Origin of the sequence: Micromonospora sp. WMMA1923, from assembly GCF_049179195.1 — a bacterium.
Lineage (GTDB): Bacteria > Actinomycetota > Actinomycetes > Mycobacteriales > Micromonosporaceae > Micromonospora > Micromonospora yangpuensis.
Genome location: NZ_JBMHLZ010000001.1, coordinates 3673192 through 3693084, shown reverse-complemented (window position 1 = coordinate 3693084; position 19893 = coordinate 3673192). Strand labels below are relative to the sequence as shown.

The 19893-nt window shown below is 73.4% G+C and carries 23 protein-coding genes and 1 pseudogene; 21 read left to right on the top strand and 3 right to left on the bottom strand.

What is annotated here, in order from left to right:
* Positions 1–5 precede the first annotated feature (5 nt).
* From ACN28G_RS16560 to ACN28G_RS16520, 9 genes are all read left to right on the top strand, one after another.
* Positions 6–305 carry a YggT family protein gene (locus ACN28G_RS16560; protein WP_091441083.1) on the top strand — a complete coding sequence of 100 codons (300 nt, stop codon included), beginning with the start codon at positions 6–8 and terminating at the stop codon, positions 303–305.
* A 55-nt stretch (positions 306–360) separates the two neighbouring features.
* Entirely contained in the window at positions 361–1158 is a 798-nt protein-coding gene (locus ACN28G_RS16555; protein WP_091441079.1) for a DivIVA domain-containing protein, read from the top strand.
* A gap of 70 nt (positions 1159–1228) precedes the next feature.
* Entirely contained in the window at positions 1229–2206 is a 978-nt protein-coding gene (locus ACN28G_RS16550) for a hypothetical protein (protein ID WP_421481007.1), read from the top strand.
* Positions 2207–2236: 30 nt separating this feature from the next.
* Entirely contained in the window at positions 2237–2527 is a 291-nt protein-coding gene (locus tag ACN28G_RS16545) for a DUF167 domain-containing protein (RefSeq protein WP_091441073.1), read from the top strand.
* Positions 2528–2863: 336 nt separating this feature from the next.
* The gene (locus ACN28G_RS16540; RefSeq protein ID WP_091441069.1) at positions 2864–3283 is read left to right on the top strand and encodes a TraR/DksA family transcriptional regulator; all 420 of its coding nucleotides are present in this window, start codon (positions 2864–2866) and stop codon (positions 3281–3283) included.
* A 65-nt stretch (positions 3284–3348) separates the two neighbouring features.
* On the top strand, positions 3349–3987 hold the full coding sequence (gene lspA / locus ACN28G_RS16535) for a signal peptidase II (protein ID WP_091441066.1): 639 nt from the start codon (positions 3349–3351) through the stop codon (positions 3985–3987).
* 50 nt (positions 3988–4037) lie between these two features.
* Entirely contained in the window at positions 4038–4916 is an 879-nt protein-coding gene (locus ACN28G_RS16530; RefSeq protein WP_091446794.1) for an RluA family pseudouridine synthase, read from the top strand.
* Positions 4917–5191: 275 nt separating this feature from the next.
* Complete coding sequence (locus ACN28G_RS16525; protein ID WP_373868314.1) at positions 5192–6889, top strand: MinD/ParA family ATP-binding protein; 1698 nt, start codon at positions 5192–5194, stop codon at positions 6887–6889.
* A 71-nt stretch (positions 6890–6960) separates the two neighbouring features.
* Entirely contained in the window at positions 6961–7857 is an 897-nt protein-coding gene (locus tag ACN28G_RS16520; protein WP_421479579.1) for a DUF2567 domain-containing protein, read from the top strand.
* Here the strand turns inward: ACN28G_RS16520 and ACN28G_RS16515 are convergent.
* Positions 7772–8473, bottom strand: coding sequence for an LON peptidase substrate-binding domain-containing protein (locus tag ACN28G_RS16515; RefSeq protein WP_091446792.1), 702 nt, complete (start codon positions 8471–8473; stop codon positions 7772–7774). The two genes, ACN28G_RS16520 and ACN28G_RS16515, sit on opposite strands and share 86 nt — an antisense overlap.
* Positions 8474–8580: 107 nt before the next feature.
* Here ACN28G_RS16515 and hisD point away from each other — a divergent pair, with 107 nt between their 5' ends.
* The 11 genes and pseudogenes from hisD to hisF all read left to right on the top strand — a co-directional run bounded on the left by hisD (position 8581) and on the right by hisF (position 16809).
* The gene (gene hisD, locus ACN28G_RS16510) at positions 8581–9903 is read left to right on the top strand and encodes a histidinol dehydrogenase (RefSeq protein ID WP_421479577.1); all 1323 of its coding nucleotides are present in this window, start codon (positions 8581–8583) and stop codon (positions 9901–9903) included.
* Entirely contained in the window at positions 9900–11003 is a 1104-nt protein-coding gene (locus ACN28G_RS16505) for a histidinol-phosphate transaminase (protein ID WP_421479575.1), read from the top strand. The genes hisD and ACN28G_RS16505 overlap by 4 nt, the downstream gene beginning before the upstream one ends.
* A complete protein-coding gene (gene hisB / locus ACN28G_RS16500; RefSeq protein ID WP_091441049.1) occupies positions 11000–11611 on the top strand; it encodes an imidazoleglycerol-phosphate dehydratase HisB in 612 nt (203 codons plus the stop codon). The genes ACN28G_RS16505 and hisB overlap by 4 nt, the downstream gene beginning before the upstream one ends.
* A 120-nt stretch (positions 11612–11731) precedes the next feature.
* A complete protein-coding gene (locus tag ACN28G_RS16495; RefSeq protein WP_175440601.1) occupies positions 11732–11905 on the top strand; it encodes a hypothetical protein in 174 nt (57 codons plus the stop codon).
* Positions 11902–12522, top strand: coding sequence for an imidazole glycerol phosphate synthase subunit HisH (hisH, locus tag ACN28G_RS16490; RefSeq protein WP_421479572.1), 621 nt, complete (start codon positions 11902–11904; stop codon positions 12520–12522). The genes ACN28G_RS16495 and hisH overlap by 4 nt, the downstream gene beginning before the upstream one ends.
* 55 nt (positions 12523–12577) lie before the next feature.
* Entirely contained in the window at positions 12578–12901 is a 324-nt protein-coding gene (locus ACN28G_RS16485; RefSeq protein WP_091441042.1) for a hypothetical protein, read from the top strand.
* An 80-nt stretch (positions 12902–12981) separates the two neighbouring features.
* Positions 12982–13701 (top strand): bifunctional 1-(5-phosphoribosyl)-5-((5-phosphoribosylamino)methylideneamino)imidazole-4-carboxamide isomerase/phosphoribosylanthranilate isomerase PriA, encoded by a 720-nt coding sequence (gene priA, locus ACN28G_RS16480; protein ID WP_091441039.1) that lies wholly within the window; start codon positions 12982–12984, stop codon positions 13699–13701.
* A gap of 474 nt (positions 13702–14175) precedes the next feature.
* Positions 14176–14472, top strand: a pseudogene (locus ACN28G_RS16475) (MarR family winged helix-turn-helix transcriptional regulator); the annotation flags it as partial.
* A 2-nt stretch (positions 14473–14474) separates the two neighbouring features.
* Complete coding sequence (locus ACN28G_RS16470) at positions 14475–14900, top strand: organic hydroperoxide resistance protein (protein ID WP_091446787.1); 426 nt, start codon at positions 14475–14477, stop codon at positions 14898–14900.
* Between the two features lie 114 nt (positions 14901–15014).
* The gene (locus ACN28G_RS16465; RefSeq protein WP_421479569.1) at positions 15015–16016 is read left to right on the top strand and encodes an NADP-dependent oxidoreductase; all 1002 of its coding nucleotides are present in this window, start codon (positions 15015–15017) and stop codon (positions 16014–16016) included.
* Between the two features lie 25 nt (positions 16017–16041).
* On the top strand, positions 16042–16809 hold the full coding sequence (hisF, locus tag ACN28G_RS16460; RefSeq protein ID WP_091441033.1) for an imidazole glycerol phosphate synthase subunit HisF: 768 nt from the start codon (positions 16042–16044) through the stop codon (positions 16807–16809).
* Between the two features lie 176 nt (positions 16810–16985).
* Here hisF and ACN28G_RS16455 read toward each other — a convergent pair whose 3' ends face one another.
* Positions 16986–17447 carry a hypothetical protein gene (locus tag ACN28G_RS16455; protein WP_091441029.1) on the bottom strand — a complete coding sequence of 154 codons (462 nt, stop codon included), beginning with the start codon at positions 17445–17447 and terminating at the stop codon, positions 16986–16988.
* A gap of 206 nt (positions 17448–17653) precedes the next feature.
* Entirely contained in the window at positions 17654–18319 is a 666-nt protein-coding gene (locus ACN28G_RS16450) for a YczE/YyaS/YitT family protein (protein ID WP_091441026.1), read from the bottom strand.
* 59 nt (positions 18320–18378) lie between these two features.
* Here ACN28G_RS16450 and ACN28G_RS16445 point away from each other — a divergent pair, with 59 nt between their 5' ends.
* Positions 18379–19833 carry a PLP-dependent aminotransferase family protein gene (locus ACN28G_RS16445; protein WP_421479567.1) on the top strand — a complete coding sequence of 485 codons (1455 nt, stop codon included), beginning with the start codon at positions 18379–18381 and terminating at the stop codon, positions 19831–19833.
* Positions 19834–19893: the final 60 nt, after the last annotated feature.

Below are 19893 nucleotides of genomic sequence, written 5' to 3'. Positions count from 1 at the left end.
CTACCGTGTTGTCGATCCTGCTCCAAGTCCTTTATCTGATCCTCTATGTCTTCCTGCTCCTTCTTCTGTCCCGGTTTGTCCTGAGCGCGGTGCTCCAGTACGGGCGCCGCTGGCAGCCGGGTCGGGGTGCCTCGGCGGGACTGGAATCCGTGTGGAGCGTCACTGATCCACCCCTCAAGGCGTTGAGGCGTGTGATCCCTCCCTTGCGAATTGGTACCGTGAGCATCGACCTGGCCTCCCTTGTGCTCCTGGTTATCCTGTTCGTGCTGATGGAGTTCGTGTTGAAGCGGCTGATCCTCGGGTGAAGCAGACCCGCAGGTCCAGCCCGCTACGCGGCCGCAACTGACCCGAGGAGTTTCGATGCCGCTGACCCCGGCCGACGTGCACAACGTCGCCTTCAAAAAGCCGCCGATTGGCAAGCGGGGGTACGACGAGGAGGAGGTCGACGCCTTCCTGGACGAGGTCGAGCGCGAGCTCGCCCGTCTGATAGAGGAGAACAACGAGCTGCGCGCCCAGGTGGAGCGCGGTGGCCGTGGAGCGCCCGCCGGTCCCGGCGGTGACGCGCGCCTCGCGGCCGAGCTGAACGACGTCAAGGCCCAGCTCGACCGGGTGCAGCGTGACAAGGCCGCCGCCGAGCAGGCCGCCCGCGCGATGCAGGCCGAGCTGGAGCAGGTCCGCTCCGCCGGTGGGCCGGCCGTCACCGGTGACGGTGAGCAGCAGGCGCTGCGGGTGCTGATGATGGCCCAGCGCACCGCCGACGACCACGTCTCCGACGCCCGTCGCGAGGCCGACTCGCTGCTCTCCGAGGCCCGTTCCAAGGCCGAGGAGGTCACCCGGGAGGCCCGGGCGAAGGCCGACGCGCTGGAGCGGGACGCCCGCCAGCGGCACCAGGAGGCCATGGGTGGCCTGGACGCCAAGCGGACCGCGTTGAGCAAGCACATCGAGGAGCTCAAGCAGTTCGAGCGGGAGTACCGGACCCGGCTCAAGTCCTACCTGGAGAGCCAGCTGCGTGACCTCGACGGTCGCGGGCAGAGCGTCGAGGCCGAGTTGACCCGGGCCGACGGCAGCCGGGCGGTCGGCGGTGGCAACGGTCTCGCCGCGGCCGGTCTCGCCGGCTCCTACGGCGGTCGCGCCGGCGCACTCGAATCCGGTCGCTGATCCACCGGTCGACGGCCGCCGGAGCGCGGCCGTCGACCACCGAGCCGGCCCGACGCGGCGGGGGTGAGCTTTGTTAGTCGCCAGTCTGCTGCTCATCCTGCTCGCGGTGGCGTTGCTGGTGGTCGGCCTGGCCGGCAGTTCCAGTGCGCTGTTGGTCACCTCGATCGCGGCCAGCCTGTTGGCCGCCGTCGCGTTGGTGGCTGGTGCCCGCCAGGCGGTCGCTGCCCGCGCGTCGACGGACCGGGCGTCCCCGGTGCCCCCCGGCGGTCCGCCCGCCGAGGACGCCGTCGAGCCGGAACCGCCGGAGTACGCCGTACCGGAACGGGCGGTCGACCACGACCCGGTCGGCCCTGGGCCGTTCGGGCGGGGCCCGCAGCCGGTCGACACCGATGACCTCGGGTGGCGGCAACCACCCGATCTCCCGATGGCCGACCCCGGTCCGGTCCCGGCCGACCCGAGCCCCTGGTCGGCCGACGTCGACCGCGAGCCGTGGGCGGGCGGGGACGAGGCCTGGTCGAGCCGTGCCGCGTCCGACCAACCGTGGCCGGACGACGTCGACGTCACGCCGGGCCGGCCGGCTGCCGGCCCGGCGGCACCGGCGGGTGTGGTCGCCCCCGTACCGAGGTCGGGTGACGACGATCTGTCGGCGTACCCCGATCCGTCGGCCGCCCACGCCGTCCCGACCAGTGGTGCGGGCCCGGCCAGCGGTGCCGGTCCCGCCGGCGACAGCACCGCGCTTACCGACGCTGCCGCCCTGGTCGACGACGCCGCGCTGGCCGAGGCCGCCGGGTTGGCCGGCCTCGACACGTTGGCGGACGAGCCGGACGCCCAACCGGTCAGCCTCGCCGACTCCGCGCTGGTGGCCCGGCTGCACGTCGAGGTGCGGGTGGTCGACGGCCGACCCCGCTACCATCTGGCCGACTGTCCGCACCTGGTCGATCGGGAGTCCGAGGAGTTGGCGGTCTCCGAGGCCGTCGAGCTGGGCTTCACCCCGTGCGGTCTCTGCTGCCCGGACACCGTCCTGCTCGCCGCCGCCGAGCCGTACTGAGCGCAGCACCCGGTGGCTCCCGTCGACGACATGTTCACCATCGCCGTACGGGTGAAACCGGGTGCCTCCCGGACCCGGGTCGGCGGTCGGTTCGACGGTCCCCACGGACCGGCCCTGGTGGTCGCGGTGCACGCCCGGGCGGTGGACGGCCGGGCCACCGAGGCCGCCCGGCGGGCCCTGGCCGACGCGTGCGGCGTACGGCCGGCGGCGGTGTCCCTGCGCACCGGCGCCGCCAGCCGGGACAAGCTCTTCCGCGTCGACCGTCCACCGGCCGGACTGCCCGAGCTGGTGTCCCGCCTCAGGGACGGATCCCCGCCGTAAGCCGGACACCGGCTCGGACTGTCCCGCCGGGGGACGTCGACCGTGGTCGGCCGGCGCCCGACCGGTTGGTCCGCTGGTTCGGCGAGTACGCCGCCGACCAGGACAAACAGCTGCTAGCGTACTTTTTGCCCCGATGAGGGGTTAATCGCGGCGGGATCGCGGTGAGCCGGTTCGGCACGTTGTCGTAACAGGCCTACGTTCCGTATTCTTGCCAACCTCCGGAGTACGCGGCCGTCGTGCCGCGTGCCCCTTTTCGTACCCGGGGGACATGCCTGACCGGCGTGGCCCCGCAGGCACCGCCGACCGCTGCGGACTCCGCGGCCGAGGGAGCTGACGATGGCGAAGCCAGCCGACACCCGGACTGCCGGCCGCAAGCCGGTGGCGAAGCCCACCCGCAGCACCGCGGAGACCGAGAAGATCCGGGCGGCCCTGGCGGCACGCCGCGACGAGCTGCGCGCCGAGTACGATCAGACGCTGAGCGAGATCACCGAGCTGCAGCGCGACCGGCTGACCGACTCGGCCGGCGACGACCAGGCCGACACCGGGACGAAGACGTTCGAGCGGGAGCAGGAGATCTCTCTCGCCAACAGCATCAAGGAGCGGATCACGCAGGTCGAACGGGCCCTGGAGCGACTCGACGAGGGCCACTACGGCTGGTGCGAGCGGTGCGGCAACCCGATCCCGGTGGAGCGGCTTGCCGCCTTCCCGTCGGCCACCCTCTGCGTGAGCTGCAAGCAGCTGGAGGAGCGGCGCTGACACCGCTCCCCGGCAGCCGGTACCACCGGTGACCGGTCACCGCCGAGAGTGTCGATGGGGAGCAGATGAGCGCAGCACCGCCCGCCGGGTCATCCAACGCTGAGCCGGCGGGTGGCAGAGCCCGTCGCGCAGCGGTGGGGACCCTCTTCGGCCTCGGCCTGTTCCTGCTCGTCGCCGACCAGCTCACCAAGCACTGGGCGTTGGCGGCCCTGCAGGACCGGGAGCCGATACGGTTGCTCGGCGGCGCCATCTACCTCACCCTGGTCCGCAACAGCGGGGCGGCCTGGGGGCTGGGCGGCGACTACACCTGGATCTTCCCGGTGATCACCATGGGGGTGGTGGTCTGGATCGGGTGGATGGCGCTGCGGCTGCGGTCGCTGCCCTGGGCGGTCTCGCTCGGTCTGGTGCTGGGCGGGGCCCTGGGTAACCTGGGTGACCGGATCTTCCGCGCGCCCGGGCACTTCCTCGGTCACGTGGTCGACATGATCAGCCCGTTCCATCCGTACGGGCAGGTCTTTCCGGTGTTCAACCTGGCCGACAGCGCCCTGGTCTGCGGGGTGATCCTGGCGGTGCTGCTGGAGTTGACCGGCCGGCAGCGCGACGGCACCCGGATCAGCGGCGGCGGCCGGACCACCGACACCGAGACCGACAGCGATGACGACCGGAGCCCGGCGGGCCCGGCCCAGGAGCGGGGGCGCGCGTGAGCACCTATCGTGACCAGCGTTCTCTGCCGGTGCCGGACGGCCTGGACGGGATGCGCCTGGACCAGGCGGTGTCCCGGCTGCTCGGGTTCTCCCGGACGGCCGCCGCGGCCCTGGTCGACGCGGGCGACGCCCTGGTCGACGGGGTCACCCGGCCGAACTCGCACAAGGTCAAGGCCGGTTCCTGGCTGGAGGTGACCCTGCCCGCCCCGGTCGCCGCGCCGAGTGTGGTGCCGCAGGCGGTGCCCGGCCTGCGCGTGGTCCACGCCGACGACGACATCGTGGTGGTCGACAAGCCGGTCGGCGTCGCCGCCCACCCCAGCCCCGGCTGGACCGGGCCGACGGTCATCGGCGGGCTCGCCGCGATCGGCCACACCATCGCGACCAGCGGCGCCGCCGAGCGGCAGGGGGTGGTGCACCGGCTCGACGTCGGCACCACCGGGATCATGGTGGTGGCCAAGAGCGAGTCGGCGTACAGCGCGCTGAAACGGGCCTTCAAGTACCGCGAGGTGGACAAGCAGTACCACGCGGTGGTGCAGGGGCACCTGGATCCGCTGCGCGGCACCATCGACGCCCCGATCGACCGCCACCCCACCCACGACTACCGCTGGGCGGTGGTCTCCGACGGCAAGCCCAGCGTCACCCACTACGACACCATCGAGGCGTTCCCGGCGGCGAGCCTGCTGCAGGTACGCCTGGAGACCGGTCGGACCCACCAGATCCGGGTGCACTTCTCCACCCTGCGGCACCCGTGTGTGGGAGACATCACCTACGGCGCCGACCCCACCCTCTCCGCCCGGCTGGGACTCAGCCGGCAGTGGCTGCACGCGCGCGCCCTGAGCTTCGTGCATCCGGGTACCGGCGAGCAGGTGACCTTCGTCAGCGACTACCCCGCCGACCTCGACCAGGCCCTCGACGTCCTGCGTGACTAGCCAGGTGGCCGGCCACGTGGTGGACGGGGCATCCCGTAGCGTGGTCGGTTCGTGGCTGGCGGTGCCCGCCGCGTGGTGCCGCCGGCCGGGTTGAAGGACCAGTTCCAGGGGGTTGAACGGCCCTGTCCACCTCGGCTGATGGGCCGAGCGGCGGTTCGGCCGTACGTCGGGGGGACAGCTCGTCCACGGGGGAAGGTGCGCGGACCGGTGTGGCCCGAATAGGGTTTGGTTCGTAGCCTGTCAGGCGGGATCCGATGGTGCTGGGAGGGCGAGCCGTGGACGGCAGCGAGACCGGCTGGGGTCGGCCGGCCGAACCAGCACCGCGTTGGCGGGCGCTGCTCGACCGCGCCCGACTCGGTGGTCGCCATGCCGAGCCGGAGACCGACCACCGCGCCGACGAGCCGGCCGTCGCGCCGGAACCGTTGCCCCGACGCGGTTCCGGCAACGGCTACGGTGGCCGGTCCGATGCCGGCCCGCCCGCGGAGCGGGGTCACCCGGCGGAGCCGACCTACCGCGCGCAGCCGCCGCAGCGGGCCGAGCCCAGCTACCGACCGGACCCGTCGTACCGGTCGGACCGGTCCTACCCGTCCGACCCGTCCTACCGGTCGGACCCGTCGTACCAGTTGGATCCGTCGTACCAGCTTGATCCGTCGTACCGGCCGGAGCGTCCGCACCAGCCGGAGCCCGGCCACCGGGGCGAGCCGTCGTACCGTTCGGAGGCGTCCCGGGGCGAGGCGCTGTCCCGGCGGGAGCGGACGTCGGGCCTCGACGCGTCCCGGGCCGGACCGTCGTACCGCCCCGACCCGTCGCCGGCCGATCCGCCGGTCCGGGACGGGGCGGCCGAGTCCCGCTACGCCCTGCTGGACAACGGCTACCGCCCGGAACCGCCGGTGGAGTCCCGGTACGCCCTGCTGGACAACGGGTACCGGCAGCGCGCCTACCAGGCCCCGGTGCCACCCGCACCGGCGCCGCCCTCGGCGACTCCGCCTCAGCCGCTGTCGACACCTCAGCCCCCGGCCGCACCGGCACCGCCGCCCCCGGCCGTGGCACCGCCCCCGGCTGCGCCACCGTCCCCGTCCGCGCCCCAGTCGGCGGGGGCGGCGGTGGTGGGTGAGCGAGGTTATCCGGCCCCCCGCATCGAGTGGCGTGCACAGAGTGCCGAGAGCGAGGTGGACCGGGCCGCCGGTGTGCTGCGCCGGGACCTCGGCACCCCACGGGTGCTGGCCTTCGCCAACCCGAAGGGCGGGGTGCACAAGACCACCGCCACCGTGCTGGCCGCGGCGACCGTGGGCAGCGTGCGGGGCCGTGGTGTGCTCGCCTGGGACGACAACGAGCTGCGGGGCACCCTCGGCTTGCGCGCCGGCAGCGCCCGGCACGCCCGGACCATCCGGCACCTGGTCACCGACCTGGCCCAGATCGAGATCCTGGACGGCGCTCCGCTGCTGGAGCAGCTGGACGACTACCTCCGCCACGCCTCCGACGGTTCGTACGACGTGCTGGCGGGGGAGGAGAGTCCCCGGTTCGCCCAGCGGCTCGACAAGTACACCGTCAAGCGGGTGCTGGAGCTGCTGCGGCGTACCCACGACGTGGTCTGTGTGGACACCGGAAACAACGTGGAGAGCCCTAACTGGCGCACCGTGATGCAGGCCGCCGACCAGTTGGTGGTCACCACGGTGCCCCGGGAGGATGCCGCGTTCAGCGCCGACTGGATGCTGGACCTGCTGCACGAGGTGGGCATGGGCGAGCTGGCCGACAACGCGGTCACCCTGATCTCGTGTCCGACCCCGGGGCGCTCCACCCTGCAGACCGACCTGGAGCGGCACTTCGCCACCCGGACCAGGGCGGTCGCCGTGGTGCCGTACGACCCGGCCCTGGAGACCGGTTCGTCGATCGAATACCACCAACTCCAGCCGGAGACCCGGCAGGCCTGGCTGCGGGCCGCCTCGGTGATGCTGGAGCCCTTCGCGCACTGACCCGCAGGGACCTGGCGTCGGTGTCGGTCACCGGGGATCCGGGGAACTCGGTGGCCTGAGAGGATCACGAGGTGAGTCCGGCTACTTTCGACCCCGATCGTCGGGTGCCGCCCGTCGACCCGGCCGGCGCCCCGCTGCCGTCGGCCGCCGATCCGCCCTCCGCCGATCCGCCCTCTGCCGAACCGCCCTCCGCCGCTCCGTCGGCCGCCGCCGTGCCGGGCGGGGGTGTGAGTGGTTACCCGCCGGGCGTGCCCGGGGCGTACCGGAGCTGGCTGGAGCTGCGCTTCGACGAGCCACGGTTGCCGCTGCGGCGCGTCGTCGGGCTGGTCGGGGCGGTGGTGGCCGGGCTGACCCTGCTCGGCGTACCGCTCGGGCTGCTCTGGGCCCGGCTGGCCCCCGCCACTCCGGTGATCAAGACAGCGCAGGGTGCGATCTACGCCGAACCGCAGCCGGAGCAGCCGATCGCCGCCGACGGCTGGTTCAGCCTGCTCGCGCTCGGCCTCGGGATACTCGCCGCGATCGGGCTGTGGTTCCTGCTGCGCCGCCTGCGTGGCCCGGCGGGCCTGGTCGCGTTGACCGTGGGCGGCATCGGTGCCGCCCTGGTGGCGTGGCAGGTGGGGCGGCGTATCGGCTGGTCGACCTACCAGCGGTTGCTGGCCGAGGCGCCGGCGGGGCAGGCCTTCGAACGGCCGGTCGACCTGCGGGCCGGCGGGGTGGAGCGGGTGCTCGGGGTGCTGCCCGTGCCGTACGGCAACGTACTGCTTGTCGCGTTCGGCGCGGCGGTGACGTACACCCTGCTGGCCGGCTGGTCGCGGTGGCCGTCCCTGCACCCGGAGCCGGAGCCCCCGCTCTGGTCGGGTGGGCCGGGTGGGGTGGACCAGGTCAGTTGGGGGTCGGTGGCGCCGCCAGCTCCGACAACGGCACCGGAACCGCCCGGACCTGGCGCAGCAGAGCCGCCTCGCGGTTGAGCAGCCGCAGCTCGGCCCGGAGCCGGGCGGCGGTGTCGTCGATGGCGAGCAGCTCCTGCCGGTCGCCCACGGTCAGTGCCGCGGTGGCCGCCACCAGGTGTGACAGCACGGTGGGATCCTCCGGCAGCTGCTCGGAGAGCTCCTCGTCCTCGGCGCGGACCAGGGTGAGGTACTGCCGGAAGACCGCGATCACCCGGGCGGCGAGCAGGGCGGTGGACTCGTCCGGGCCGGTCGGCTCGGGCAGCCACTCCACCTCGGCGGTCAGATAGGGCGCCGACCGGCCGTCCACGTCACGCAGCCGGAACCGGCGACGCCCCACGGTGACCAGGTCGAAGCCGCCGTCGGGCAGCTCGGTGACCTGGCGCACCTCGGCGGTGCAGCCCACCTCGTGCAGGCTCACGTCCGGGTTGGCCAGCGCCGCACCACCCGGCCCGCTGGCGGCGACCTCCCAGCCGGCCCGGATCGCCACCACGCCGAACTCCCGGGGCTGCCCCTCGGGCAGCTCGACCAGGTGCCGGACCAGGGCGCGGTAGCGCTCCTCGAAGATGTGCAGCGGCAGCACCAGGCCGGGGAAGAGCACCGTCCCGAGCGGGAACACCGGCAGCCGAGCAGTCACGCTGTCGAGCCTAGCCCGCGCGATCGAGAGCGACGTGGCCCGGCTCACGCGTCCCGCGGTGCGGGCGGTCCGGGTGGTCGTCGGCCGGGCCGCCTAGACTCGCAGGCGTGCTGACTCGGATCGACCTGCGCGGCGCGGTGCGTGATCCCCGCCGCCTGCTGCCCCGTGCCCAGCTCGACGTCTCGGTGGCCGTCGAGCGGATCCGTCCCGTCGTCGAGTCGGTGCGCGACCATGGGTACCCGGCGATCCGGGCGGCCAGCGAACGCTTCGACGGCGTCGCCCCCGACCAGCTGCGGGTGCCCGCCGAGGCGATCGCCGAGGCCGAGGGCACCCTCGACCCCCAGGTACGCGCCGCGCTGCTGGAGTCGATCGCGCGGGCCCGTACGGTGCACGCCGACCAGCGGCGCACCGACCACACCACCCAGGTGGTGCCGGGCGGCACGGTGACCGAACGCTGGGTGCCGGTCGGACGGGTCGGGCTGTACGTCCCCGGTGGGCTGGCGATGTACCCGTCGACCGTGGTGATGAACGTGGTGCCGGCCCAGGCCGCCGGCGTCGAGGGCCTGGTCGTGGCCAGTCCGCCCCAGCAGGAGAACGGCGGCCTGCCCGACGCCCGGGTCCTGGCGGCCTGCGCGCTGCTCGGCGTCGACGAGGTCTACGCGGTAGGTGGCGCCCAGGCGGTGGCGATGCTGGCGTACGGGTCGGACACCGACGCCGACGGTCGCAGCCGCTGCGCGCCGGTCGACATGATCACCGGGCCGGGCAACATCTGGGTCACCGCCGCCAAGCGGCTGCTGCGCGGCACGGTCGGCATCGACGCCGAGGCCGGCCCGACCGAGATCGCCATCCTGGCCGACGAGACCGCCGACCCGGCGCACGTCGCCGCCGACCTGATCAGCCAGGCCGAGCACGACCCGTTGGCGGCCAGCGTGCTGGTCACCCCGTCGACCGAGCTGGCCGACGCGGTCGACCGGGAGCTGGCCCGGCAGGTGCCGGGCACCAAGCACGCCGACCGGGTCGGCACCGCCCTCGGCGGCGAGCAGAGCGGCGTGGTGCTCGTCGACGACCTCGACGCCGGGCTGCGGGTGGTCGACGCGTACGCCGCCGAGCACCTGGAGATCCAGACCCGCGACGCCCGGCAGTGGGCGCTGCGGGTACGAAACGCCGGGGCGATCTTCGTCGGCGCCTGGTCGCCGGTGTCCCTCGGTGACTACTGCGCCGGCTCCAACCACGTGCTGCCCACCGGCGGCTGCGCCCGACACTCCTCGGGCCTGTCGGTCCAGTCGTTCCTGCGCGGCATCCACCTGGTCGAGTACACCGAGGAGGCGCTGCGTGAGGTGGCCCCGCACGTGGTGACCCTGGCCAACGTGGAGAACCTGCCGGCCCACGGCCAGGCGGTCCAGGCACGGTTCCCGGAGGTGTCGGCGTGAGGCGGCCGACCACCCTCGACGACCTGCCGATCCGCGCCGACCTGCGCGGGCTGTCCCCGTACGGGGCGCCGCAGCTGGACGTGCCGGTGCGGCTGAACACCAACGAGAACTCGTACCCGGTGCCCGAGCAGGTCACCGAGGCGATCGCCAAGGGCCTCGCCGCCGAGCTGCGGGACCTCAACCGGTATCCGGACCGGGACGCCGAAGGGCTGCGCGCCGACCTGGCCGGGTATCTCGGCCACGGGCTCACCGGCGCACAGGTGTGGGCGGCCAACGGCTCCAACGAGATCCAGCAGCAGCTGCTGCAGGTCTTCGGCGGGCCGGGTCGCACGGCGCTCGGCTTCGTCCCGACGTACTCGATGCACTCGCTGCTGTCGTTGGGCACCGGCACCCGGTGGGTGCCGGTGACGCGCGGGCCCGACTTCTCGCTGACCGTCGACGAGGCGGTGGCCCGGGTCCGTGAGCACGCCCCCGACGTCGTCTTCCTCTGCTCGCCGAACAACCCCACCGGCACCGCGCTGGACCCGGCGGTGATCGCCGCGGTGTTGGCCGAGGCACCGGGGATGGTGATCGTCGACGAGGCGTACGGCGAGTTCGCCCGCGCCGGCACGGCCAGCGCCCTGGCCCTGCTGCCCGGCCACCCCAGGCTGGTGGTCACCCGGACCATGAGCAAGGCCTTCGGCTTCGCCGGTGGCCGGCTCGGATACCTGGTCGCCGACCCGGCGGTGGTGCAGGCGATCGGTCTGGTCCGCCTGCCGTACCACCTCTCCTCGCTGACCCAGGCCGCCGCCCGGGCGGTGCTGGCCCACCGTGAGGCCCTGCTCGGCACGGTCGAGGCGATCAAGGCACAGCGCGACCGGATCGTCACCGAGCTGCGTGCCCAGGGGCGCACGGTGGCCGACAGCGACGCCAACTTCGTACTCTTCTCCGTCGACGGTGACCAGCGGGCCGCCTGGCAGACCCTGCTCGACGCCGGGGTGCTGGTCCGTGACGTCGGGCTGCCCGGTTGGCTGCGGGTCACCGCCGGCACCCCCGCCGAGACCGACGCCTTCCTCACCGCGATGGCAGAACTCGCCCCTCTGAAAGGTGAATCACCATGAGCCGTAGCGCCCGGGTGGAGCGGATCACCAACGAGACCAAGGTGCTCGTCGAGATCGACCTGGATGGCACCGGCAAGGCCGAGATCGGCACCGGGGTCGGCTTCTACGACCACATGCTCAACCAGATCGCCCGGCACGGTGGCTTCGACCTCACCGTACGGACCGTGGGTGACCTGGAGATCGACGCCCACCACACGATGGAGGACACCGCGCTGGCCCTGGGTGCCGCCTTCGACCAGGCGCTCGGCGACAAGGCCGGCATCCGCCGGTACGGCTCGGCCACCGTGCCGATGGACGAGGTGCTGGTCCGGGCGGCGGTCGACCTCTCCGGACGGCCGTACGTGCTGCACGACGAGCCGGTGCTCGCGCCGTACATCGGCCCGGTCTACCCGACCAGCATGACCCGGCACATCTGGGAGTCCTTCGGCCAGGCGGCCCGGATCACCCTGCACGTGGACGTCCTGCGCGCGGCCCGTCCCGGCGGTCACCCGGACGCCCACCACGTGGTGGAGGCCCAGTTCAAGGCGGTCTCCCGGGCCCTGCGCGAGGCCACCGCCCTGGACCCCCGCTCGGCCGGCGCCATCCCCAGCACCAAGGGGGCGCTCTGATGAGCGCGAGGAACGTAGCGCAGCGGAGTCCCGCAGTCGCGAATGAAGGCAGGCTCTGATGAGCGCGAGGAACGTAGCGCAGCGGAGTCCCGCAGTCGCGCATGAAGGCAGCACCGCCTTATGAGTGCCGTGCTGCCTGTTCTGTTGCTGGCCCTGGCCGGGGTGCTGGCCGGTGGGGTGTGGTCGCTGCACCGGCAGGGTGCGGCCCGCAGCACCCTGGTGATCGCCGGGGCGCTCGCCGTGCTGGCCGCCGCCGGTGGCGTGCTCTACCTCTTCCCGGGGGAGAACGCATGAGTCGGGTGGTGGTGCTGGACTACGGCTCCGGCAATCTCCGGTCCGCCGAGCGGGCGCTGCAGCGGGCCGGCGGGGACGTGACCGTGACCGCCGACCTGGCCGCGGCGGCCGACGCCGACGGGTTGGTGGTGCCCGGGGTCGGTGCGTTCGCCGCCTGCATGGCGGGGATCGAGGCGCTCGGCGCCGGGCCGGTGATCGCCGAGCGGGTGGCCGCCGGCCGACCGGTGCTCGGCATCTGCGTCGGCATGCAGGTGCTCTTCGAGTACGGCGAGGAGCACGGGGTGGTCACCAAGGGGCTCGGGTTGCTGCCCGGGTCGGTCACCGCGCTACCGGCGCGCCGGCTGCCGCACATGGGCTGGAACACCGTCGAGCCGCCGCCGGCCTCGGTGCTCTTCGCCGGTCTGCCGGCCACCGGCCGCTTCTACTTCGTCCACTCCTACGGCGTGCTCGACCAGGCTGCCCTGGCCGGGACCGGCGCGGTGGTGACCACCGCCCGGCACGGTGCGGACTTCGTCGCCGCGGTGGAACGCGGCGCCCTGTCGGCGGCCCAGTTCCACCCGGAGAAGTCCGGGGACAACGGCTCCCGGTTGCTGCGCAACTGGCTCACCACGCTGTGATCCCGACGGTGGGCCGTGACCGTGCCGACGGCGGGCGCGCCGTGGTGAGCGGCCGGTGAGCAAGGAGCGGGCCCGGCTGCGCGCCGTCCGGCAGGCGCAGCAGGAGCGGGACCGGGCCGTCCGCCAGCGCCGGGTGGCCCGTCGGCAGCGGCGGCGGGCACTGGTACGGCGGCTCACCCCACGCTGGCGACGTCGGCGTACCGGTCGGCTGCCCCGGCACACCCGGCGGGAGCGGACCGCCATCGTGCTGTTGACCGGGGCGGCGCTGATCGGAATCTGGTCGCTTGTCGACAACCTGGCGCTGCGGCTGGCGTTGATCGCATTGCTGCTGCTCGTCCTGCCGGCGATCGTGGTGATCGCCCTGGACCGCCGTACCTGAGACCGTCGGGTGCCGGGCCTGAAGCCGGCCGCCGTACCTGACACCTGGACCGTCGTACCGAATCCGAGGAGAAGAAGACCGTGAGCCTGACCCTGTTGCCCGCCGTGGACGTCGCCGACGGCCAGGCCGTACGCCTCGTGCAGGGCGCCGCCGGTAGCGAGACCGCGTACGGCGACCCGTTGGAGGCCGCCCTGGCCTGGCAGCGGGACGGGGCCGAGTGGATCCACCTGGTGGACCTGGACGCGGCGTTCGGCCGGGGTAGCAACGCGGCGCTGCTGGCCGAGCTGGTGAGCCGGCTGGACGTCAAGGTGGAACTCTCCGGTGGCATCCGGGACGACGCCTCGCTGCGGGCCGCGTTGGCCACCGGAGCGGCCCGGGTCAACATCGGCACCGCCGCCCTGGAGGACCCGCAGTGGTGTGACCGGATCTGCGGCGAGTACGGCGACCGGGTGGCCATCGGGCTGGACGTGCGCGGTCGTACCCTGGCCGCCCGGGGCTGGACCCGCGACGGCGGTGACCTGTTCGAGGTGCTGGAGCGGCTGGACAAGGCCGGCGCCTCGCGCTACGTGGTGACCGACATCACCAAGGACGGCACCATGCGCGGGCCGAACCTGGACCTGCTGCGTGAGGTCTGTTCCCGCACCGACGCCCCGGTGATCGCCTCCGGTGGTGTCTCCACCCTCGATGACCTGCGGGCCCTGGCCACCCTGGAGCCGATCGGGGTGGAGGGCGTGATCGCCGGCAAGGCCCTCTACGCCGGAGCCTTCACCGTCGCCGAGGCCCTCGCCACCCTCCGCTAAGCGGTAAGGAAGGGCCCCTTGTTAACGCTTCCGGTAGAGAAGGTCACCCTTCTCACCGGGAGCCGGGAGCCGGGAGCCGGGAGCTGCGGGCGGCCGGGGAGCCGGGAGCTGCGGGCGGAGTTTCCGGCATTTGAGTTGTGCGCAATTGAATTGCGCGCTACGGTCGTGGGCGTGACCGATCATCTGGTGTTGCGCCGGCAGGTGTGCTTCGCGCTCTATGCGGCGCACCGCGCGCTGACCGACGTCTACCGGCCGATCCTCGACGAGTTCGGGATCACCTACCCGCAGTACCTGGTCCTGCTGGTGCTCTGGGAGCACGCCGAGACCACCGGGCGCGGCGAGGAGTACGACCACGCCGCCGCCGTCGCGACCGGGGGCGCTGACGCCGCCGGGCACGCCAGCGCCGCCGGGCACGCCGCCGGGCACGCCAGCGGCGGCGGGCACGCCAGCGGTGACGGCGGCGCCGTCGATCCCGATCGGGACATCACCGTCTCCGAGCTGGGCACCCGGTTGCGGTTGGACTCCGGCACCCTCTCCCCGCTGCTGAAGCGGCTGGAGGGGGCGGGCCTGGTGGTCCGCCGACGGTCCGCGCGGGACGAGCGGCGGGTGGGGGTGGCGCTGACCGGGACCGGTCGGGAGCTGCGGCAGCGGATGCACCAGGTGCCGTTGCGGGTGGCCGGTGCCACCGGGCTCACCGAAGCCGAACTGGTGGCCCTGCGCGACACCCTGACCCAGGTCACCGACACCATCCACCGAGCCAAGGAGAAGTGATCATGCAGGTGCTCTACACCGCGTCCGCCCAGGCCACCGGCGACGGCCGGGACGGCCACGTCCGGACCTCGGACGGTGTCGTCGAGTTGGACCTCGCGGTCCCCAAGGAGATGGGTGGCGCCGGCGACGCCGCCAACCCGGAGCAGCTCTTCGCCGCCGGGTACGCCGCCTGTTTCCACTCGGCGCTGCGGGTGGTCGCCCGCCGGGCCAAGGCCGACGTGACCGGCTCGGTGGTCGACGCCGAGGTGGGCATCGGCCCGAACGGCAGTGGTGGTTTCGGGCTGACCGTCACGCTCGTGGTCGACCTGCCGTCGGTCGAGCGCTCCGTCGCCGAGCAGCTGGTCGAGCAGGCCGAGCAGGTCTGCCCGTACTCCAACGCCACCCGGGGCAACGTGGCGACCACCCTGACCGTCCGCACCGCCGCCTGAGCGCACCGCCGCCTGAGCAAGCCGGAGCGTGAGCAAGCCGGAGCCTGAGCGCGCCGCCTGAGCGCGTCCGGGCCGGGGCGTGCCGGAGCCGAAAAGACTAGGAAAGGCAGACCCATGAGTACCGTCAACCGCGAGATCCACCTCGCCTCCCGGCCCACCGGCTGGCCGACGGCGGAGAACTTCCGCCTGGTCGAGACTCCGGTGCCCACTCCGGGACCGGGGCAGATCGTGGTCCGTAACCGGTTCGTCTCCGTCGACCCGTACATGCGGGGGCGGATGAACGACGTCCGGTCCTACGTCCCGCCGTTCCAGCTCGACGCGCCACTGGACGGCGGCGCGGTCGGCGAGGTGGTGGCCAGTGAGGCCGACGGGTTCACGCCCGGCGACGTCGTCCTGCACGGCCTCGGCTGGCGGGAGTACGCCCTGCTCGACGCCACCGCCGCGCGGACGGTCGATCCGGACCTCGCCCCGCTGACCGCGTACCTGAGCGTGCTGGGCATGACCGGGCTGACCGCGTACGCCGGTCTGCTGGAGGTGGCCGGGATGGCCGAGGGGGAGACCGTCTTCGTCTCCGCCGCCGCCGGCTCGGTCGGCAGCCTGGTCGGCCAGATCGCCAAGCTCAAGGGCGCCGGCCGGGTGGTCGGCAGCGCCGGCTCGGCGGCCAAGGTCGACCGGTTGCGGGCGCTCGGCTTCGACGCCGCGTTCGACTACCACGACGGCCCGGTGGGCGACTCGCTGCGGGCCGCCGCCCCGGACGGCATCGACGTGTACTTCGACAACGTCGGCGGGGACCACCTGGAGGCGGCCATCTCCTCGATGCGGCTGCACGGCCGGGCCGCGATCTGCGGCATGATCGCCCAGTACAACGACACCGAGCCGCCGGCCGCGCCGCGTAACCTGGCCCAGGTCATCGGCAAGCGGCTCACCCTGCGTGGCTTCCTGGTCGGCGACCACGGGCACCTGCGGGAGCGGTTCGTCGGCGAGATGGCCGGCTGGCTGCGCGACGGCAGCCTCTCCTACGACGAGACGATCGTCGACGGCCTCGACAACGCCCCGGAGGCCTTCCTCGGTCTGCTGCGCGGGGAGAACCTCGGCAAGATGCTCGTCCGGGTGTAGGCGGGCGGGAGGATAGGCTCTGCCCATGACGGTGGCGGTACGGGTGATCCCGTGTCTGGACGTGGACGCCGGGCGGGTGGTCAAGGGGGTCAACTTCCTCGACCTGCGTGACGCCGGCGATCCGGTGGAGTTGGCCGCGGCGTACGACCGGGCCGGTGCCGACGAGTTGACCTTCCTGGACGTCACCGCCTCGTCCAGTGACCGGGGCACCATGCTCGACGTGGTCCGCCGGACCGCCGAGTCGGTCTTCATCCCGTTGACCGTCGGCGGCGGCGTCCGGCAGGTCGCCGACGTCGACACCCTGTTGCGGGCCGGGGCGGACAAGGTCGGGGTGAACACCGCCGCGATCGCCCGTCCCGAGTTGATCGCCGAGATCGCCGACCGGTTCGGCCGGCAGGTGCTGGTGCTCTCCCTGGACGTGCGGCGGGCCCCGGCCGGCACCACGCCCAGCGGCTTCGAGGTGACCACCCACGGCGGCCGGCGGGGCACCGGGATCGACGCGGTCGAGTGGGCCCGGCGCTCGGCCGAGCTGGGCGCGGGGGAGATCCTGCTCAACTCGATGGACGCCGACGGCACCAAGGCCGGCTTCGACCTGGCGCTGATCGGGGCGGTCCGGGCCGTGGTGGAGGTCCCGGTGGTGGCCAGCGGCGGTGCGGGCGAGGTGGCCCACTTTCCGCCGGCGATCGGTGCCGGCGCGGACGCGGTGCTGGCGGCCAGCGTCTTCCACTTCGGCGAGCTGAGCGTCGCCGAGGTCAAGGACGCGCTGCGCGAGGCCGGTCACCCGGTCCGCTGACCACCCGTCCCGGGGCCCACCGAGGCCCATCGCTCACCGGGCCCATCGCTCACCGGGCCCATCGCTCACCGGGCCTATCGCTTACCGGGCCCATCGCTCACCGGGCCTATCGCTTACCGGGCCTATCGCTCACCAGGCCCATCGCTCACCGGGCCCATCGGCCCGGGGCGGCACCCTCAGCTCTGGCGCGGGTGTCCCTCTGTCGAGCGGCGGGGTGCCGGGATGGACCGGACGTAGTACTCCTGCACCGCCGCCGCGTGCTCGTCCTCGTCGAGCCGCCACTCGGCGGTGCCGGGGGAACGCCGCCGGCTGAGCACCACCTGCATGGTCTCGACCGTCGTGGTCAGCCCACCGCTCGGCCGGGTACGCCAGAGCTGCTCGCCGTCGGCGGTGATCCGGAACCAACCGTCGGTGACGCTGACCAGGCCGGCGCCGGCGAGCCGCCGGACCGCCTCCTCCACCTCGTGCCGCTGCGGGATCGACTGGTTGAGATGGTCCGCTGTGGACAGCACGTCGGCCAGTCGGACTCCTTCGGGGCGCCGGGTGTACGCCGCCCGACGATGCCGCCCGGCCCCGCTCGCGATCACCAGCGACACGAAGATCCAGGCGTCGGTCCACCGCCATCCGCTCTCGGCCATGCACCAGATGATGCCTCGCGTTTCCGGTCGTGGAAACACCGTCTTTTCCGCCCGTACGTCCACGCAGGTCAGCGCGGTCCCTCCGGTGCGGCGTAACTCACTCTGCGTCCACCGGTGCCCGGCCGTGGCCGACGGAGCACCGGTGGGTGACCGCCGGACCGCCCGTCCGGCCCGTGCCTGCCGGACCGCCGTCCGGACCGGTTCCGCTAACCCGCGGGTACGGCCCGCTCCGGCTGCGCGGTCGGCCCGGTGGTGGGCTCGGGCGGGGGCGCGACGGTGCAGATCGGGATGAAGAACTGGGCGAGCGGGCCGATGGCGAGCGCGTAGGCGACGGTGCCGAGGCCGACGGTGCCGCCGAGCAGCCAACCCAGGGCCAGCACGGCGATCTCGATGACAGTACGGACCAGCCGGACCGAGCGGCCCGGGCGGCGGGCGGCGTACCCGGTCATCAGGCCGTCGCGGGGTCCCGGACCGAACCGGGCGCCCAGGTAGAGACCGGTGGCCAGGCCGTTGCCGACGATGCCGGTGACCAGCAGCCCGATCCGGACGGCCAGCGGCAGGTCGGTGGGGATCAGCGCCAGCGCGCCGTCCACCACCAGGCCGATCACCAGGACGTTGCTCACCGTGCCGAGCCCGGGGCGTAGCCGCAACGGGATCCAGAGCAGCAGCACGGCCACCCCGGTCACGATGGTGGCGGTGCCGATCGACATTCCGGAGACCCGGCTGAGCCCCTGGTGGAAGACGTCCCACGGGTTCAGGCCGAGGTCGGAGCGGAGCATCATGGCCATGCTGGTGCCGTAGAGCACCAGGCCGAGATAGAGCTGGGTGAGTCGGCGGACCGGCCGGTACCGGAAATTGCCAGTTGCTGCCATGCGTGCCACTCTAGAAGCCAATTGTGCGGGAGAAAGAGCCAATATCCGGGGGGTGGCCGGTGACGACCCAGGTCAGGGGAGGCCAGTTGGCCCGCCTGCTCGGGCAGTGGCACGCCCTGCCCGGCCGTCGGCGCAGCCCGGACTACGCCGCGCTCGCCGCCGCCGTCCGGGGTCTGCTCGCCGACGGTCGGCTACCCCTGGGGGTACGCCTGCCTGCCGAACGGGACCTCGCGGAGGCGCTGCGGATCAGCCGTACCACGGTCAGCGCGGCGTACCGGCAACTGCGGGAGACCGGCCACCTGGCCAGCCGGCGGGGCGCCGGCAGCTGGACCATGCTGCCCGGCACCCACCGGGTGGCCAGCTCCGGACTCTGGACCCCGCTGGACGACCGGGACATGATCGACCTCGGGGTCGCCGCGCTCGCCGCGCCGCCGCAGCTGGTGCCGGCCGCCCGGGCCGCCGCCGAGGACCTGCCCCGCTACCTGGGTGACGCCGGCTACCACCCGACCGGGATCATCGAGCTGCGGGAGGCGGTCGCCCAGGGGTACACCGCGCGCGGGCTGCCCACCCGGGCCGAGCAGATCATGGTCACCAGCGGCACCCAGCACGCGCTGGACCTGGTGTTGCGGCTGATGTTGACACCCGGCGGGCCGGTGCTAGTCGAGTCACCGACGTACCCCAACGGGTTGGCCGCGCTGGCGGCGCGGCGGGCCCGGATCACCACCCACGGCCTGGCCACCGACGCCGGCTGGGACGGCGACCTGCTGCTGGGCAGCCTGCGGCAGAGCCGCCCCAAGCTTGCCTACCTGATCCCCGAGTTCCACAACCCGACCGGTCATCTGATGCCGGCCGACCTGCGGGAACGACTGGTCGCCACGGCGCACACCATCGGCACCGACCTGGTGGTCGACGAGTCCTTCGTGGATCTGCCGCTGGACGGCACCCGGCTGCCGCCGCCCACCGCCGCCTTCGACCGGCACTCCAGGGTGATCTCCATCGGCGGGATGAGCAAGCCGTACTGGGGAGGGCTGCGGATCGGCTGGGTCCGGGCGTCCGCCCCGCAGGTGCAGCGGCTGGCGGCGGCCCGGGTCGGGGTGGACATGGCCAGTCCGGTGCTGGACCAGCTCGTCGCGGTCCACCTGCTCGCCGACGCCGCGACCATCGTGGCGGCCCGCCAGCGTCAGCTCACCGCCCAGCGCGACGTCCTGCTCGACGCGGTGGCGGCCCGGCTGCCGGAGTGGCGGGTTACCGTGCCGCGCGGTGGGGTGACCCTCTGGGCGGAGCTGGACGGGCCGATCTCCAGCGCGCTGGCCCGCGCCGCCGAGGACGTCGGGGTACGCCTGGCCCCTGGCCCCCGGTTCGGGCTGGACGGCACCCTGGAGCGGTTCCTGCGGCTGCCGTTCACGCTGCCCGCAGCCGACCTGGTCGAGGCCGTCGGGCGGATCGCGACGGTCCGGTACGACCTCGACCGCGTCGGCCGGCCCGGCTGGCGGGAACCGGTGGTCATCGCCTGACCGGTGCCGTTTCGCCCCGATCGCCTCCGGGGCGCACCGGTGGGCTGGGAGACTGCCCGG

Coding starts and splice junctions, on each gene's coding strand:
- ACN28G_RS16555 (WP_091441079.1), top strand. CDS start 361: ATGCCGCTGACCCCGGCCGACGTGCACAACGTCGCCTTCAAAAAGCCG.
- ACN28G_RS16545 (WP_091441073.1), top strand. CDS start 2,237: ATGTTCACCATCGCCGTACGGGTGAAACCGGGTGCCTCCCGGACCCGG.
- ACN28G_RS16540 (WP_091441069.1), top strand. CDS start 2,864: ATGGCGAAGCCAGCCGACACCCGGACTGCCGGCCGCAAGCCGGTGGCG.
- lspA (WP_091441066.1), top strand. CDS start 3,349: ATGAGCGCAGCACCGCCCGCCGGGTCATCCAACGCTGAGCCGGCGGGT.
- ACN28G_RS16530 (WP_091446794.1), top strand. CDS start 4,038: ATGCGCCTGGACCAGGCGGTGTCCCGGCTGCTCGGGTTCTCCCGGACG.
- hisB (WP_091441049.1), top strand. CDS start 11,000: ATGAGCCGTAGCGCCCGGGTGGAGCGGATCACCAACGAGACCAAGGTG.
- ACN28G_RS16495 (WP_175440601.1), top strand. CDS start 11,732: ATGAGTGCCGTGCTGCCTGTTCTGTTGCTGGCCCTGGCCGGGGTGCTG.
- hisH (WP_421479572.1), top strand. CDS start 11,902: ATGAGTCGGGTGGTGGTGCTGGACTACGGCTCCGGCAATCTCCGGTCC.
- ACN28G_RS16470 (WP_091446787.1), top strand. CDS start 14,475: ATGCAGGTGCTCTACACCGCGTCCGCCCAGGCCACCGGCGACGGCCGG.
- ACN28G_RS16465 (WP_421479569.1), top strand. CDS start 15,015: ATGAGTACCGTCAACCGCGAGATCCACCTCGCCTCCCGGCCCACCGGC.
- hisF (WP_091441033.1), top strand. CDS start 16,042: ATGACGGTGGCGGTACGGGTGATCCCGTGTCTGGACGTGGACGCCGGG.
- ACN28G_RS16455 (WP_091441029.1), bottom strand. CDS start 17,447: ATGGCCGAGAGCGGATGGCGGTGGACCGACGCCTGGATCTTCGTGTCG.
- ACN28G_RS16450 (WP_091441026.1), bottom strand. CDS start 18,319: ATGGCAGCAACTGGCAATTTCCGGTACCGGCCGGTCCGCCGACTCACC.